The organism is Actinokineospora pegani (genome assembly GCF_009745975.1).
Lineage (GTDB): Bacteria > Actinomycetota > Actinomycetes > Mycobacteriales > Pseudonocardiaceae > Actinokineospora > Actinokineospora pegani.
On the sequence record NZ_WHOL01000065.1, the window covers coordinates 50354 to 65375 of the forward strand.

The window sequence follows — 15022 nt, forward strand, 5'->3', positions numbered from 1 at the left end:
CGGTTGCGCATGGCGGTGTCCTCCTTTTCGGGGGCTCTGCCTTTCGGATCGTCGACGAGAACACCCCGGTGGGGGGTGCGAATCAGTACTCGCGGTTCCGCATGGCGTTTCCTCCAACCAGGGGCCGGGCTTCCCGGCACGGGCATCATGTCCGCACGTCGCAACCAGTGTCCCGGCTGTTGCAAAGGGGGACAATGCCCAGTCTGACAAGGCCCTCGCGGGGACGCTTGTCCGGTGTCCCCCTATCGCAACGGGTCCGCGCTCTGGATCTGGTCGCGCACACAACGAGTCTCGGCCTTATTTGGATTGTTCTCACCGAGTTGGGAACTCTCACTTGGGCGGTGCTGGGCAGCGTCGCCGAGGGTGCCCCGGATTCGTTGTCGCTGCGGTTGTTCGCACTGCTGATCGGTTTCGCGATACTCCACATGGAGGCGACCCGTCCGGCCGAGGAGCGCCGCCGCGCGGCCCACCTCGGTGGCGAGCACATCGACCACACCGGCGTCTGGACGTGCGCGGGCGCGTTCGTCCTGCCCATCTCGCTGGTGGTGGCGCTCGTGGTCGCCATCCGGCTGCGCCGCTACTTCATCGCCCGCAAGCCGCCGGGCCGCTACCTGTTCACCACCTGCGCGATCCTGATGTCCGTGCTCGCGACCCAGGCCCTGGCCACCGCCACCCCGGTGCACGCCTGGATCAGGGGAGCCCCCGTCCCGCCCGACAAGGTCGTCGCCGCGGGCGCGGCTGTGCTGGCCGCGTTCGCCGCCTACTACGCGGGCCAGACCGTGGTGATCGGCGTCGCCCGCGGCCTGCGCGGCAACTGGGAGTGGGTGTCGATCCTGGGCGACCGCAAGGAGAACCTCGACCTGGTCATCACGCTCTGCATGGGCCTGATCGCCGCCTGGGCCTCCGGCGTGGCCTACGGCCTGCTGCTGTTCGCCCTCACCGCCGTCGTCATCGGCTACACCCGCCACACCCAGCGCATCGAGCAGCTGGAGCAGGAACGCGACCGCCTCGAGGTCGACGCCCTGCACGACCCCCTCACCGGCCTGGCCAACCAGCGCGGCTTCAACCCCGCCGCCGCCTTGGCCCTGGTCGCCGACCAGGCCCGCCGCCGCCCGACCGCGGTGATGATGTTCGACCTTGACCGCTTCAAGCAGGTCAACTCCCGCCTCGGCCACCTCGGCGCCAACGAGGTCCTCAAGGCCCTCGCCGTCATCCTCCGCACCAGCGTCCGCCGCGACGACCTGGTCTGCCGCTGGGGCGGCGAGGAGTTCACCGTCCTGCTCCCCAGCACCTCCCGCGTCGACGCCTGGGCCATCGCCGAACGCATCCGCGCCACCGTGGAGGAGATGAAGGTCGAACTGACCCGGGCAGCGGGCGGCCGCACCGAACTGGTGGGCGGCTTCACCATCTCCGGCGGGATCGCCCTGTCCCCCGACCACGGCACCGACCTGGCCAGCCTCCAGGAACAGGCCGACCAAGCCCTGGCCGAGGCCAAGGACAACGGTCGCAACCAGGTCCGCATCACCCCCGCCTTCCCCCTCCCCGGCCCCCGCACCTCCCGCGAACGCACCCTCGACCGCCCGTAGGAGGACAGCCGCCGTCAAGGGGTCGACGGGCCCTGGGGATGACTGGAACCCCCTGTGGACACCCCACCGCCAACGAGCCGTTCCTGTCCGCCCCCTTGGGTAACGTTGAAATCGGGGGTCCCCGGAGCAAGTTGATCTTTCCCTCGCACCCGGCCGCTGCGCGCGGGCTCACCTACTGGCGAGTCGGGTGCGGCGGTAGGGTCCGGGGCGTGACCGATCCACTGGCCCCGCTGCTGGACCTGCCCGGGATCGCCGATGCTGTGGCCTCGGCGCGTGATGCCGTGGCGCAAGTGCACCGGCACCCGACCAACCGGCGGGGGTGGCCCGCTACGGCGGCTGAGGCGTCGGTGCGGGCGGCTCGGGCGTCGGCTGTGGTCGAGGGGGGCAACCCGGAGATCCCCGACGAGGGCGGGGTCAGCGATCCCGTGACGGCGGGGGCGCTGCGGGTGGCTGAGGCGTTGGGGCCGTTGTTGGGGGCGTGGGAGCGGGCGCCGATGCAGGCGTTGGCCCGGTTGCACGTGCTCGCGGCGGCTGACCTGGTCGAGGACGACGAGGGGCTGGGGCGGCCGCGGCCCGGGGCGGGTGTGGCCGAACGCCTCGACATGCTGGCGGGTCTGGTCGTCGGCGGGACGAAGGTGCCGGGGCCCGTGCTGGTGGCCGTCGTGCACGGGGAGTTGCTGGCGCTGGCGCCGTTCGGGGTCGCCGATGGTGTGGTGGCCCGTGCGGCGGCGCGGCTGACGAGCATCCAGACCGGTTTGGACCCCAAGGGGCTCGCCGTGCCCGAGGTGTTCTTCATGCGGCAGGCGCCCCGCTACCGGGAGTCGGCGCAGGCCTTCGCGACCGGCACGCCAGAAGGCGTGGCGCAGTGGCTGACCTTCTGCTGCGAGGCCCTCGACGCCGGGGCCAAGGAGGCCACCAGCATCGCCGAGGCGGCAGCGACCTAGGCCGAGGCGGTCGCGTTCAGCATGCCCAGCGCCTGGCGCACGTGCCCGTTGGTGTCCGACAGCGCCTTGCTCGCTCGCTCGACGGGCGCCCCCGACAGCAGGTGGACCATGGCCACCTTGAGGTCGCCCTGGGCCAGCATCAGCGCCGCCGAGCACTCCTGGTGGTCGAGGCCGGTGGCCTCGCGCAGGATGCGCAGCGTGCGGCCGCGCAGCTTGGCGTTGCTGGCGCGCACGCTGACCATGAGGTTCGAGTAGGTGCGGCCCATCTTGATCATCACGGCGCTGGAGAACGCGGTCAGCACGATCTTCTGCGACGTGCCAGCCTTCATCCGGGTGGAGCCGGAGATCGCCTCGGGGCCGGTGTCGACGGTGACGTGGATGTCGACGCCCGGCGGGCGGACCGCGTCGGGGTTGTTCGACACCAGGGCGGTGTGCGCGCCCAGGTCGTGCGCCGTGGCCAGCGCGCCCAGCACGAACGGGGTGCGACCGGAGGCGGCGAGGCCGAGCACGAAGTCGCCGGGGCGCACGTCGCGCATCATCGCCGCCGCGCCCGCCCGGTCGTCGTCCTCGGCGCCCTCGGCGGCGTTGGCGATCGCGCCCGCGCCACCGGCGTGGTGCACCTGGAACCAGGTGTCCGGGATGTTGAAGGTCGGCTTGAGCTCGGCGGCGTCGAGGGTGGCCAGGCGCCCGGAGGTGCCCGCCCCCACGTAGTGCACGCGGTGCCCGTCGCGCAGCGCCTCGGTGGCGAGGTCGACCGCGCGGCTGAGCTGCGGCAGCGCGGCGGCGACGGCCCCGGGGACCTGGTGGTCCTCGGAGTTGATGGTGCGCAGGATGTCCAGCGTGGACATCCGGTCGATCTCGGCGGTGCGCGGGTTCCGCCGCTCGGTGGGGGACTCGACGTGGACCACCTGGCGCGGCACGGTCATGGACGCGTCCCCCTTCTTCGCGGCGTGAACCCGCGCACCCTCGATCATTTCCCGGTCTCCCTGGCCTTGCGGCGGCCGTCGTGGCGGGTCTCCAGACGGTGTGAACCGACAGCGTCGCGGGTGGAGTCCAGCGCCGCGATCGACTTGTCGAGGTGGTGCTGGGCGACGCCGATGAACAGGCAGTCGACGACGGTGAGCTGCGCGATGCGGCTGGCGGTCGCGCCCGAGCGGAAGGTGGTCTCCCGCGCGGCGGTGGTCAGCACCAGGTCCGACACCTCGGCGATCGGCGAGGTGGGGTAGTTGGTGAGCGCGATGGTGGTCGCCCCGTGCTCGCGGGCCACCCGCAGCGCCTCGACGGTGTCGGCGGTGGCCCCCGTGTGCGAGATGCCGATCGCCACGTCGCCCCCGCTGAGCACGGCGGCCGAGGTGAGCATGATGTGCGTGTCGTTCCAGGCGAAGCTGACCCGGCCGATGCGGTGCAGCTTCTGCTGCAGGTCGGCGGCGACGAAGGCGCTGGCGCCCACGCCGTAGACGTCGACCCGGCCCGCGACGGCCACGGCGTCGATGACCTTGGACAGGATGGCGACGTCGAGCTGGTCGGCGGTCTCCTCGACCGCGCGGGCGTCGGCGAAGGTCACCTTGCCGACGACGGTCTTGAGGTCGTCCTCCGGGGCGATCTCGCCGCCGAGGTCGCGGTCCACGCGGGCCTCGGAGCGGGCGGTGTCGGCCGCGAGCGCGATGCGCAGCTCGGGGTAGCCGCCAACGCCGATCGCCTTGCAGAAGCGGGTGACCGTGGTCTCACTGGTCCCCGCGGCTTCGGCGACCTCGGTGATGCTGCGTCGGGCCACGGTGTGGGGGCTGTCGAGCACGACCTTGGCGACCCGCTGCTCCGCTCGTGCCAGGCCGGGCAGGAGCGAGCGAATGCGGACCAACGGGCTGGACTCGCTGTGTTCTGTCGTCGTCATTTCACTCGCACTCACGTCGGAAACTTACTAACAGGTAGGTGATATATCAAGGCGGTGCGTGACATCCGCGGCAACGCTACTCGGATGCGTCTGCGACCGCCGGGCTCCACGAGCGGGGCTTGCCCTCGGAATCGCTGGTGGAGCACTGTTTGTTAGCGTCCAACCCTCACCGAGTTTGGACGCGCCAGCCAACTGGCCGCAGCAGGTGGGGTTCTTTCTCACCGTTGAGGAGCAACCGGTCACCCTCGGTGATGAAGATGCCGTCGATCGAGATTTTCCGGCCCGTGAAGCGACTATCCGTACTTGATCGCCACCGGACCGTCACAGGTCTCGTGCTGGTCACGATTGTGTCAGCGGTCCACCAACTGCGGTGTCCTGAGCCCGTGAGCGAGGCGGTCTCGCCCGCGGGCGCGCCCGGTCCGCCGACCCGCAGCGGGACCGGTTCCCACGCGGTCCCGTCGCTACTCGTCTCCACAACGAGCGCGTCGGCGTCACCGGTGTCGACGAACGCGGCGAAGCGCACCCGGATCGGCCCCCTCGCGGCCAACGGCGGACTGGTCAACGTCGCCGTGGTCGGGCTGGCAGGCGGGACGGACCAGGCTGTCCGCCCGTGTCTGGGCCGCACAGCCATGGCCAGGGCGAGGCTGGATGCCACCCGTTCGCGCGCCATGTTCACGGATGCCCCGTCACGCGCCGGGTGAACCCTGTTCGTCAACAAGATCGCGATTGAACGCGAGGCCGGGTCGATGACCAGCGATGTCCCGGTGAACCCCGTGTGGCCCGCCGTGCCGGGCCCGGACAGGCCGCCCATGTACCAGCGCTGGTCCAGTTCGAAGCCGAGACCGTGCTCGTCGCCGGGGAAGGCCTGGTTGTAGTTGGTCAACATCGCGCGCACCGACTCCGCCGTCAGCACCCGCCGCCCCCGGTAGGTGCCGCCGTTGAGGATCGTCTGCCCCAGCACAGCGAGGTCGTGGGCGGTCGAGAACACCCCGGCGTGCCCGGCCACCCCGCCCAACGACCAGGCGTTCTCGTCGTGGACCTGCCCCCGGACCATCCCGCGCGGCGGCGTCGCCTGGAACTCCGTGGCCGCGATCCGGTCGAGCTTGGCCGCGGGTGGGTTGTAGCCGGTGTCGGCCATGCCCAACGGCCGGGTGACCCACTCGGTGACGACCTGGTCCAGGCCCTTCCCGGTCAGCCGCTCGACCAGCACGCCGAGGGTGATGAGGTTCAGGTCGGAGTAGGTGTAGGCGGTGCCGGGCGGGGTGGCGGGTGCGCGGTCGAGCACGGCCCTGATCCGGGATGCCTCGTCCGGCCAGTCGCGCCAGAGGGGGATGAACGGCTCGAAGCCCGAGGTGTGGGTCAGCAGCTGCCGGACGGTGATCGCGTCCTTGCCGTTGGCCGCGAACTCGGGCAGGTGGGCGGCCACCCGCTCGTCGACGTCGACCAGGCCCCGGTCGACCAGGCCCATCACCGCCATCGAGGTGAACAGCTTGCTCACCGAGGCCACGTCGAAGATCGTGTCCGGCCGCACCGGGGCCTGGGAGGCCGCGGGCAGCTCGGTGCCGTTCCCGTCGGCGTAGCGCAGCGCCTTGCCCGTCGCGGTCCGGCTGACGGCGACGCCGTGGTGGGCCAACAGCGACACAGCACCGGGGAACAGCGGCGGAGACGCCGTGGCCCAGCCCGCGAGCGCCTCGGCCGCGGCGTCGATGGGTCCCGGGTCCAGCCCGACCGACCGGGGCGTGCCCGAGCGCAGCACCGTGTCCGCCGGGGCGAACCCGGACTGGGGGAGGTCGAACCGCCCCACCGCGGACGGTCTGCCCCGATCGTCCAGGTCAGCCACCGCTACCGCGCTGCTCGTGGTCGTGACCACGACCAGTGCCGCGCACGCCACCCGTCTCCACACCACCGCCCGACCCCCACATCACCGGTACAGCAGGTACTTGCGGCGGAGACCGCGGAAAGCGGCCTCCTCCCCGGCCCACGCGCCGATCAACTCGTCCACCCCGGCGCCCGCGTCGACCATCCGGCGCAGTCGGTCGGAGCCGGAGAGCTTGTCGATGAAGTTGTCCGGTCGCCAGCCGAACGCGTCCGGGTGCACCCGCCGGGCGGTCACGATCATGGCCACACCCACCCGGATGGCGGGGAAGCGGCGGGGGTCGGTCACGTGCACCTGCACCCCGCCGCACGCCTCGCCGACGAACTTGCCGAACGTCGGCGTGAAGTACTGCTCGCGGAACCGCGCCCCCGGCAGCCGCAGCGCGTTCAGCGCCTCGGCCCACCGCCAGTCCAGCCCCGGCGCGCCGATGATCTCGAACGGGCGCGTGGTGCCCCGGCCCTCGGAGAACACGGTGCCCTCGAACAGGCACGTGCCCGGGTAGGCCAGCGCTGTCGTCTCGGTCGGCACGTTCGGGCTGGGCAGCACCCACCGCAGCCCGGTCTCGCCGAAGAGCTGATCGCGCCGCCACCCGCGCACCTTCACGACCTCGAGCCCCGGCAAGAGCTTGCCCCCGGTGTCACCGGGCAGGAACTCCGCGGCGAACAGGCCCGCCAGCTCGCCCACCGTCATCCCGTGCTGCTGGGCGATCGGTTTGCGGCCGACCCCGGACGCGTACGCCGGGTCGAGGGTCGGCCCGAACGCCTCGCCGCCGATGGGGTTGGGCCGGTCGAGCACGACGAACCGCGAGCCCGCCAGCGCCGCCGCGTGCATCGCGGTGTAGAGCGACCAGATGTAGGTGTAGAAGCGCGCACCGATGTCGGCGATGTCGAAGACCACCGTGTCGACCCCGGCGGCGCGGTACTGGTCGGCCAGCTTCTCCGCGGTGATCCCGTAGGCGTCGTACACGGGGAGCTGGGTGCGCGGGTCGAGGTAGTCGCCCTCGGACCCGCCTGCCTGCGCCGTCCCGCGGAACCCGTGCTCGGGGCCGAAGACCGCCACCGGGGCCACCCCGGCGGCAACCATCGAATCGACCAGGTGCGTGCCGTCGCGCAGAACGCCGGTCGGGTTGGAGACCACGCCGATCCGCGCGTTCGCGAGTGGTCGCCAGCGCCGCGCCGCGAGCTGGTCGGCCCCCGGCTCGACCGGTCCGCCGCCGTGGGCGGCCTCCGGGGAGCCCGCCAGCGCGGGGGCGGCTGAGGCGGTGAGCAGCGGGGCGGCCAGCGCGGAGGTGGCGAGGAACTTGCGTCGGTCCATGGCGCTACCAGCTCAGACCGTGGTCGAACGGGTACCGCACCTTCGTCGGGTCGGTGGCCTCCGGCACGTCCACCGGGAGCTTTCCGCGCGGCGAGACCTCGCCGAGGATCACCTTGGCCAGCGACTCCAGCGACACCGCCCGCCAGGAGTAGGTCGCGACCCAGGTCGGCGCGTCGACGAAACCGGCGTCGTAGGGCACCTGCGAGGCGACCGCGACGACCGGCTTGCCGGTGGCGAGCAGCTCGGTCAGCAGGGTCCGCTGCCCGGCGTTGCCGGACAGGTTGTTGGTCAGCACGACGACGAGGTCCGAGTCCTGGGCGGCGGCGACCGCGCCCGCGATGGCCGCCGGGGTCGGTTTCAGCCCGGTGGCCAGCGGTGTCGCCGTCGATCCGCGCGCGCGGATGCTGTTGGCCAGGTTGGTCGGCGAGTTCGCCGGGGTGACCGTGTCGCCGACGCCCGCGACCAGCACCTTCCCCGGGGCGCTCGACACGGGCAGGACCGCGTCGTCGTTGCGCAGGACAGTCACTGTCTTGTCGGTGAGCCGCTGGATGGATGCCTTGTTGGCGGGCGTGCCCACCACCCTGTCCACGGCCCGCTCATCGACGAACGGGCGGGCGAGGATGCCCCGCTTCCACTTCAGCTCCAGCACGCGCAGCACGCTCTCGTTGACGCGCTGCTCGGTGATCCGGCCGCTGCGCACCGCCTCGATCACCGCGTTCTTGGCCAGCTCGAGGTCAGGGGGCATGAGCAGTTGGTCGACCCCCGCCTCGACGGCCCGCACCGCCACCTCGGCATCGCCGAACATCTCCCGCACGCCCTGCATGCCCAGCGAGTCGGTGACGATGACGCCCCGGTAGCCCAGCTCCTCGCGCAACAGCCCGGTGAGGATCGGCCGGGACAGGGTCGCGGGCACGCCGGACGGGTCCAGGCTGGGGAACTGGATGTGCGCGGTCATGATCGAGTCGATGCCCGCCTCGATCGCGGCCTGGAACGGCGGCAGGTCGACCGCGCGCCACTGCTCGGCCGTCCGGGTGATCACCGGGAGCCCGGTGTGGCTGTCGGTGGCGGCGTCGCCGTGGCCGGGGAAGTGCTTGGCGGAGGAGGACACGGTCTCGGTCGGCCTGCCGGAGGCCTGGTATCCGCGCACCTGGGCGGCGACCAACTGGGCCGACAGCTCCGGGTCCGCCGAGAACGACCGCGCGCCGATGACCGGGTTGAGCGGGTTGGAGTTGACGTCGGCGACCGGGGCGAAGTCCTGGTTGATGCCCATCGCCCGCAGCTCGCGGCCGTTCACCGTGGCCAACACCTTGGCGTCGGCCGGGCTGCGGCCCGCCCCGACGGCCATGCTGCTGGGGTACTCGGTGGCCGGGGCCTCGATCCGGGTGACGTTGCCGCCCTCCTGGTCGATGCTGACCACGAGCGGCAGGTGCGGGGCCGAGGTCAGCGCGGCGCGCTGCAACCCGTTGGAGAACGCGGCCATCTGCCGGGGGTTGTCGACGTTGTCGGTGCCGCTGTTGTTGAAGTAGATGACGCCGCCGACCTGGTGGCGCCGCACGACCTGCGCGGCGGTGTCCACCCCGTACTTCTCGCGGTTGGTCGGGTGCGCCTCGTCCGCGGACTTGCCCCACACGGTCGCGACGAACATCTGCCCGACCCGCTGTTCCAGCGGCATCCCGCGCAGCACCGCCTCCGCCCAGCCGCGCGCCACCGACTCCGCGCTGGGCGGCCCCGGCGCGGCCGAGGCGGGCAACGCGAGGCCCACGACCGTCAGGGAGATGACGGACGTGGTGAGGGCGCGGCGGAAAAGGTCGTGAACGGGCACCGAGTCCTCCAGGGTGTGCCAAAACTTGTTCACGAAGAACAAGTGTTCACCGGCAAGTTACCCACGACGCCAGGGTACGTGTCAACGGCCGAACGGATCATGTGGACAACTCGGCCGCGTCCGTGCGGCCCTGTGGGCAACCGGACACGACAAGGGCGGCCCCGCTCCCGTGGGAGCAGGACCGCCCTGGCGTCATCTGCGCGGACATCGCGGGTTACCAAGCGTGCAACCAAGTCGTACAAAGCTGGCCTCGGCGCCCGGCGTCCCGGTACGCAGGCCCCGGACGACATGCCTTACGCGGCGTGCTGCGCGTGGGTACTCCGGTGTCCGCGCACGGAGCTCGGGTCAAGGTGGCTTCCGGACTTCTCTTCGTCCGGTCCTTGGCTGACTCGAGGTCCGCATCTCCTTTCTACCCAGTGAAGAAGGTCACTTCAAGAGCTCGTTCGGGTGCACCGGTCAAGGTCGCGCGAACCCTCGACTTGAACACCGCGTGTTCCTAGACTCCGCCGTTCGTGGGAGTTTCTCCCTTGCGGGGCACCGCATCCGCGTTCAACGCTTGCGCCTGCGCTGCAATCCGTACCAAGCGGCGCCGGTCGCGGCCATGGCACCCAGTCCGATCGCTACCACCGGGGTGGCCGAGCGCGGTCTCGGCGGCACCGGCTTGGTGAACGCCAGCACCGGCCACTCCCGCTCCACGGCCACCTTGCGCAGCGCCCGGTCCGGGTTGACCACCGACGGCCGCCCGACCGCCTCGAGCATCGGCAGGTCCGTGCTGGAGTCGGAGTAGGCGTGGCTGCGGCTGAGGTCGTAGCCGTTGCGCTCGGCCAGCTCGCGCACCGCCGCGGCCTTGTTGGGCCCGTAGCAGTAGAACGCGATCTCCCCGGTGTAGCGGCCGTCCACGGCCACCATCTCGGTCCCGACGCTGTGCGTCGCGCCGATCATCGACGCGATCGGGGCGACGATCTCCGCCCCGGACGCGGACACGACCACCACGTCGTGCCCGTCGGCCTTGTGCGCGGCCACCAGGTCCGCTGCCTCGGCGTAGACGAGCGGGTGGACGATGTCGTGCAGCGTCTCCTCCACGATCGCCCGCACCTGCGCCACGTCCCACCCGGCGCACAGCGAGGTCAGGTGCGCCCGCATCCGCTCCACCTGGTCGGCGTCGGCCCCGGAGGCGACGAAGACGAACTGGGCGTAGGCGCTCTTGAGCACCCCGCGCCGGTTGATCAGACCGCCGTGCCGGAAGGGCTTGCTGAACGCGAGGGTGCTCGAGGTGGCGATGACCGTCTTGTCGAGGTCGAAGAACGCGGCTATCCGACCTGTCCCCGCCGTGGTCCCGGGGCTACCTGCGTCGCTCACCCGGTCAGCATAGGGAAGCAGTGGTGTGGACCGGATGGCCGAGGCGAACGGGGGACGTACACAGCACGGATGAGCCGCGGTGCATCTTGGCGGCACTTCTGCTCCGAACTCGCCCCCGGGGTGGCGCGGACGAGATACAGTATGCGCAGCCCGGCTTCGAGCCGGGCGGTTCAGTCCGACCCCCCGGGGCTGAACCTCTGACGACCCCCGCCCCTCCCCCCTGGCGGGGGTCGTCCCTTTTTCGGGTCCGATCCGCCTTCTTCGCAGGTCTTGGTCTTGGTCAACACCGATTGGTGAACTCTCGTCGGGTGCTGGCGTTCGCCCAATCGGGTCTTCGTGTCCTGGCGCGCTTTCCTTGTCCGCTGCGGGTTTGAGGGTCCCCAGGGGATCGTCGCACCCCGGTCTGACGGAAACCCGCTCGCGCCCGCGAGTTGTCCACAAGCCCCATCGGTGGTCCACAGAAGTCGAGGACGTCTTCCCCGGCCCCCTCCGCCGCTCCGATGCTGTTTGCGACGGCCCGAACAGGCGGGCTCGGAGGGGGAGGCAAGGGCATGGACAAGCCGGTCGTCTCGGTGCGGGACAGCGGAGTGCTCGACGACGTGCTGCGGCTCGCGGCGGCGGCGGGCACGGAGGTCGAGCGCGCGGACGGGGCGGAGGAGCTGCGGGCGCGGTGGGCGACAGCGCCGCTCGTCGTGCTCGACGACACCGCCGTGGCCGAGTGCGTCGGCGCCGCGTTGCCCCGGCGGGAATCCGTCGTCCTCGTCGCGACGGGCCCGCCCCCGCCCCCGTTGTGGGAGAAGGCGGTCGCGCTGGGGGTCAGCCGGGTGGTGGAGCTGCCCGACGGCCGCGAGTGGCTGACCGACGCGCTCGCCGACGCGGCCGACGCCCCGGCGGGGGCCGCGGGCCGGGTGCTCGCGGTCATCGGTGGTCGGGGTGGCGCGGGTGCTTCGGTGTTCGCGGCGGCGGTCGCGCTGTCCGCGCTCGAACTGGGCAGCGGCGCCCTGCTGATCGACTGCGACCCGCTCGGCGGCGGGCTGGACCTCGTGCTCTGCACCGAGGAACAGCCGGGTCTGCGCTGGCCCGACGTCCGGCTCCGCTCCGGCCGGGTGCCGGTCGCGAGCCTGCGCTCCGCACTGCCCGGACGGACCAGGGCCGGTGCGCGGCTCACCCTCCTGTCCAGCGCCCGCGACGGTGACGGCCCGGCCCCGGAGGCGGTGGCGGCCGTCGTCGACGCGGGCCGCCGGGGCGGCGAGACCGTCGTCTGCGACCTGCCCAGGGCACCGGACCCGGCCGCGGACGCCGCTCTCGACCGGGCCGACCTGGTGGTCGTGGTGGCGCCCGCCGACCTGCGTTCCGCCGCGGCGACCCGGCGGGTGGTCGCCCACCTCACCTCCCGGGGTGTCCGCCCGTCCCTCGTGGTCCGCACGCCCGGCACCGCGACCCTGCGACCGCAGGCCATCGCCGAGGCCGTGGAACTGCCGCTGCTCACCACCATCCGCTCCGACGCGGCCCTGGCCCGTTCCATCGACACCGGGGAGTTCCGGCTCCGGCCGTCCATCGCCCGCGCCGCCCGCGCCACGCTCAGGTCCCTGGCCGACCCACCGCTGGCAAAGGTCCCCCGCGCCCGGCCGTTCGCGATGCGGTTCTAGAACGATCCACAGGAGACACAAGATGTCCACATCAGATCTGGTCGACCGCGTCCGCGGCAGGCTCGCCGGTCTCGGGGCGGGGATCAGCCCGTCCGCCGTCGCCTCCGCCGTCCGGGCCGAGGCGGGCGGCGTGGTCGGCGACGGCGACGTGCTGGCGGCGCTGACCCTGCTGGAGCAGGAGTTCGTCGGCGCGGGCCCGCTCGACCCGCTGCTGCGCGACCCGACCACGACCGACGTCCTCGTGACCGCGCCGGACGAGGTCTGGGTCGACGGCGCGGGCGGGCTGCGGCGGACCGCGGTCGCCTTCGCCGACGAGGACGCCGTCCGCAGGCTCGCGCAGCGGCTGGCGATGGCGGGCGGGCGCAGGCTCGACGACGCCCAGCCCTACGTCGACGGGTGGCTGCCCGCGGTCGCGGTCGGCAGCCGCGTCCGCCTGCACGCCGTCCTGCCGCCGATCGCGGAAGCGGGCACCTGCCTTTCGCTGCGGGTGCTGCGACCCGCGTCGCACGGCCTGACCGACCTGCGCGACCTGGGGACGTTCGACGCCGAGGTGCACGACTTCCTCGCCGCCGTCGTCCGAGCCCGCTTGGCCTTCCTGGTCACCGGGGGCACGGGGTCCGGGAAGACCACGCTGCTCGCTGCCCTGCTCGGGCAGGTCCCAGCCGGGGAGCGGGTCGTCTGCGTCGAGGACGCGGGGGAGTTGCAACCCGACCACCCCCAGTTCGTGCGCCTGCTCGCCCGGCCCGCGAACATCGAGGGGGCGGGCGAGGTCACCCTTCGCGACCTGGTCCGCCAAGCGCTGCGGATGCGTCCCGACCGAATCGTCGTCGGCGAGGTCCGGGGGCCCGAGGTCTGCGACCTGCTCTCCGCGCTCAACACCGGACACGACGGTGGTGCCGGGACCGTCCACGCCAACGCCCCCTCGGAGGTCCCCGCCAGGCTGGAAGCCCTGGCCGCGCTGGGTGGCTTGTCCCGCGGCGCCCTGCACAGCCAACTGGCCGCCGCCATCCACCTCATCCTCCACATGCGACGAACCCCCGACGGTCACCGCACCCTCACCGACATCGCAGCCTTGACGAGGACACCCACGTCGGTCACGACAACCCCCGTTTGGACCGCGGGTTGTTGGCAGCCCGGCCGGGTCCAGATCGATGGGCTTCTCGGGTCTCGGACTGCGCCATGCTGAGCCTCTTGCTGCTCGCGGGGGCGATCGTCTCCTGGCCCGCCACCGCCTCCACCCGCCGCCTCCGCGCGCTGAACCCGCACCGGACCCCGCGCCGCGTCGCCCAACCCAAACCGGTGCTGCTGGCGCTGGCCGCGGCGATCACCGGCTGGTTCGCGCTCGGGCCTGCGGGCGCCATCGCCGCACTGCTCGCCGGGGGGACCTTCTTGCGGGCGCGTCGCGAGCGACGGCGGCACCACGACACGCTGTCCGGTGTCGAGGCGTTCACCGAGGCCATCGGGGCCTTCGTCACCGAGCTGTCCGCAGGCGCGCACCCGGCCTCGGCCGCCGAGCGGGTGGCGCTCGACGCCGACCCCGCTGCCGCGCGGGCGTTGCTGGCGACGGCCTCGGCGATCCGGCTCGGCGGGGACGTCGGGCAGGCGTCGGCGGGGGCGCGGCTCCCCGCCGCGCTGACGCCGGTCGCCGACCAGCTCGGCCGGGCGTGGGCGCTGGCGACCCGGCACGGGCTGCCGCTGGCGCCCATCCTCGACGCCGTCCGCCGCGACCTCGACCACCGCGTCCGCTTCGCGCGCCAAGTCCAAGCCCGGATGGCGGGGCCGAGATCCAGCGCCGCCGTGCTGGCGGGGTTGCCTGTCGCGGGCGTCCTCATCGGCGCCGCGGTCGGGGCCGCACCGCTCGACGTGTTCAAGGGGAGCGCCTTCGGTCAGGGCTTGCTCGTGTTCGGCGTGCTGCTCGCTTGTGCGGGCACCGCGTGGACTGCCCGCCTCACCCACCAGGTGGTGCTCCGGTGATGTCGCTGCTGCTCCTCGCCGCTGCCCTGCTCATCGGGGGCAGGCCGAACCACGCCCGGCGCAGGCTTGTCGCGCTCGGCCGAGGGCCTGCGCGTGCGCGCGCCCGCCGACGGTTCCTCCCGGCCCGGTCGCCCCCGGTCGACCGGCTGGGGCTCGCCGGGGGGTGGGACCTGCTCGCGGCCGGCCTCGCGGCTGGGCTCCCGGTGCCGACCGCCGTGCGGGCGGTTGCCGCCGACCTGCCGGAGCGGGTCGGGGGCGTGCTCCGCGATGCCGCCGACCTCCTGGCGCTGGGGGCCGACCCGGGGCGGGCGTGGGCCGCGGCGCTGGCTTGCCCGGAGACGGCTGAGCTGGCCAGGGGCGCGCGGCGGAGCAGCCGGTCGGGGGCGGCGTTGGCCGGGATCGCCAGGGACCTGGCCGCCGGGGTGCGTGAGCGCGCCGTCGACCTCGCCGAGGAGCGGGCGCAGCGGGCGGCGGTCCGGGTGACCGCCCCGCTCGGGCTGTTCTTCCTGCCCGCCTTCCTGTGCCTCGGGGTCGTGCCCGTGGTCATCGGGTTGGTGACGCGGGTGTCCGCACAGCTCTAACAGACCTGAACACCACCAGTGGAGAG

Annotated in this window: 12 protein-coding genes; 6 read left to right on the forward strand and 6 right to left on the reverse strand. The window is 72.8% G+C overall.

Going from position 1 to position 15022, the window contains the following annotated elements; translation table 11 throughout:
* Positions 1–320: 320 nt before the first annotated feature.
* Both GCL84_RS09535 and GCL84_RS09540 read left to right on the forward strand, forming a co-directional pair.
* Positions 321–1586, forward strand: a complete 1266-nt coding sequence (locus tag GCL84_RS09535) for a GGDEF domain-containing protein (RefSeq protein ID WP_197523129.1) — start codon at positions 321–323, stop codon at positions 1584–1586.
* A gap of 209 nt (positions 1587–1795) precedes the next feature.
* Entirely contained in the window at positions 1796–2530 is a 735-nt protein-coding gene (locus tag GCL84_RS09540) for a Fic family protein (protein WP_156755037.1), read from the forward strand.
* Here the strand turns inward: GCL84_RS09540 and GCL84_RS09545 are convergent.
* The 6 genes from GCL84_RS09545 to GCL84_RS09570 all read right to left on the reverse strand — a co-directional run bounded on the left by GCL84_RS09545 (position 2527) and on the right by GCL84_RS09570 (position 10792).
* Complete coding sequence (locus GCL84_RS09545) at positions 2527–3456, reverse strand: N-acetylmuramic acid 6-phosphate etherase (protein ID WP_156755038.1); 930 nt, start codon at positions 3454–3456, stop codon at positions 2527–2529. The genes GCL84_RS09540 and GCL84_RS09545 overlap by 4 nt on opposite strands.
* Before the next feature lie 44 nt (positions 3457–3500).
* Positions 3501–4421, reverse strand: a complete 921-nt coding sequence (locus tag GCL84_RS09550) for a MurR/RpiR family transcriptional regulator (RefSeq protein ID WP_156755117.1) — start codon at positions 4419–4421, stop codon at positions 3501–3503.
* A 166-nt stretch (positions 4422–4587) separates the two neighbouring features.
* Positions 4588–6261 carry a serine hydrolase domain-containing protein gene (locus GCL84_RS09555; protein WP_235926118.1) on the reverse strand — a complete coding sequence of 558 codons (1674 nt, stop codon included), beginning with the start codon at positions 6259–6261 and terminating at the stop codon, positions 4588–4590.
* 81 nt (positions 6262–6342) lie between these two features.
* Positions 6343–7611: an exo-beta-N-acetylmuramidase NamZ family protein gene (locus GCL84_RS09560; RefSeq protein WP_156755040.1), complete on the reverse strand. Its 1269-nt coding sequence runs from the start codon at positions 7609–7611 to the stop codon at positions 6343–6345.
* 4 nt (positions 7612–7615) lie between these two features.
* A complete protein-coding gene (locus GCL84_RS09565; protein ID WP_197523130.1) occupies positions 7616–9433 on the reverse strand; it encodes a glycoside hydrolase family 3 protein in 1818 nt (605 codons plus the stop codon).
* A gap of 549 nt (positions 9434–9982) precedes the next feature.
* Positions 9983–10792 (reverse strand): HAD-IB family hydrolase, encoded by an 810-nt coding sequence (locus tag GCL84_RS09570; protein ID WP_235926119.1) that lies wholly within the window; start codon positions 10790–10792, stop codon positions 9983–9985.
* A gap of 551 nt (positions 10793–11343) precedes the next feature.
* Between GCL84_RS09570 and ssd the strand changes: the two genes are divergently transcribed.
* Genes ssd through GCL84_RS09590 form a run of 4 tightly spaced genes read left to right on the forward strand, consistent with a single transcriptional unit; the run spans position 11344 to position 14996 of the window.
* Positions 11344–12441, forward strand: coding sequence for a septum site-determining protein Ssd (gene ssd, locus GCL84_RS09575; RefSeq protein WP_156755041.1), 1098 nt, complete (start codon positions 11344–11346; stop codon positions 12439–12441).
* A gap of 22 nt (positions 12442–12463) precedes the next feature.
* Positions 12464–13627, forward strand: a complete 1164-nt coding sequence (locus GCL84_RS09580; protein ID WP_156755042.1) for a TadA family conjugal transfer-associated ATPase — start codon at positions 12464–12466, stop codon at positions 13625–13627.
* Positions 13621–14415 carry a type II secretion system F family protein gene (locus GCL84_RS09585; protein ID WP_156755043.1) on the forward strand — a complete coding sequence of 265 codons (795 nt, stop codon included), beginning with the start codon at positions 13621–13623 and terminating at the stop codon, positions 14413–14415. The genes GCL84_RS09580 and GCL84_RS09585 overlap by 7 nt, the downstream gene beginning before the upstream one ends.
* Positions 14415–14996: a type II secretion system F family protein gene (locus tag GCL84_RS09590; RefSeq protein WP_156755044.1), complete on the forward strand. Its 582-nt coding sequence runs from the start codon at positions 14415–14417 to the stop codon at positions 14994–14996. The genes GCL84_RS09585 and GCL84_RS09590 overlap by 1 nt, the downstream gene beginning before the upstream one ends.
* The last annotated feature ends 26 nt before the right edge of the window (positions 14997–15022 follow it).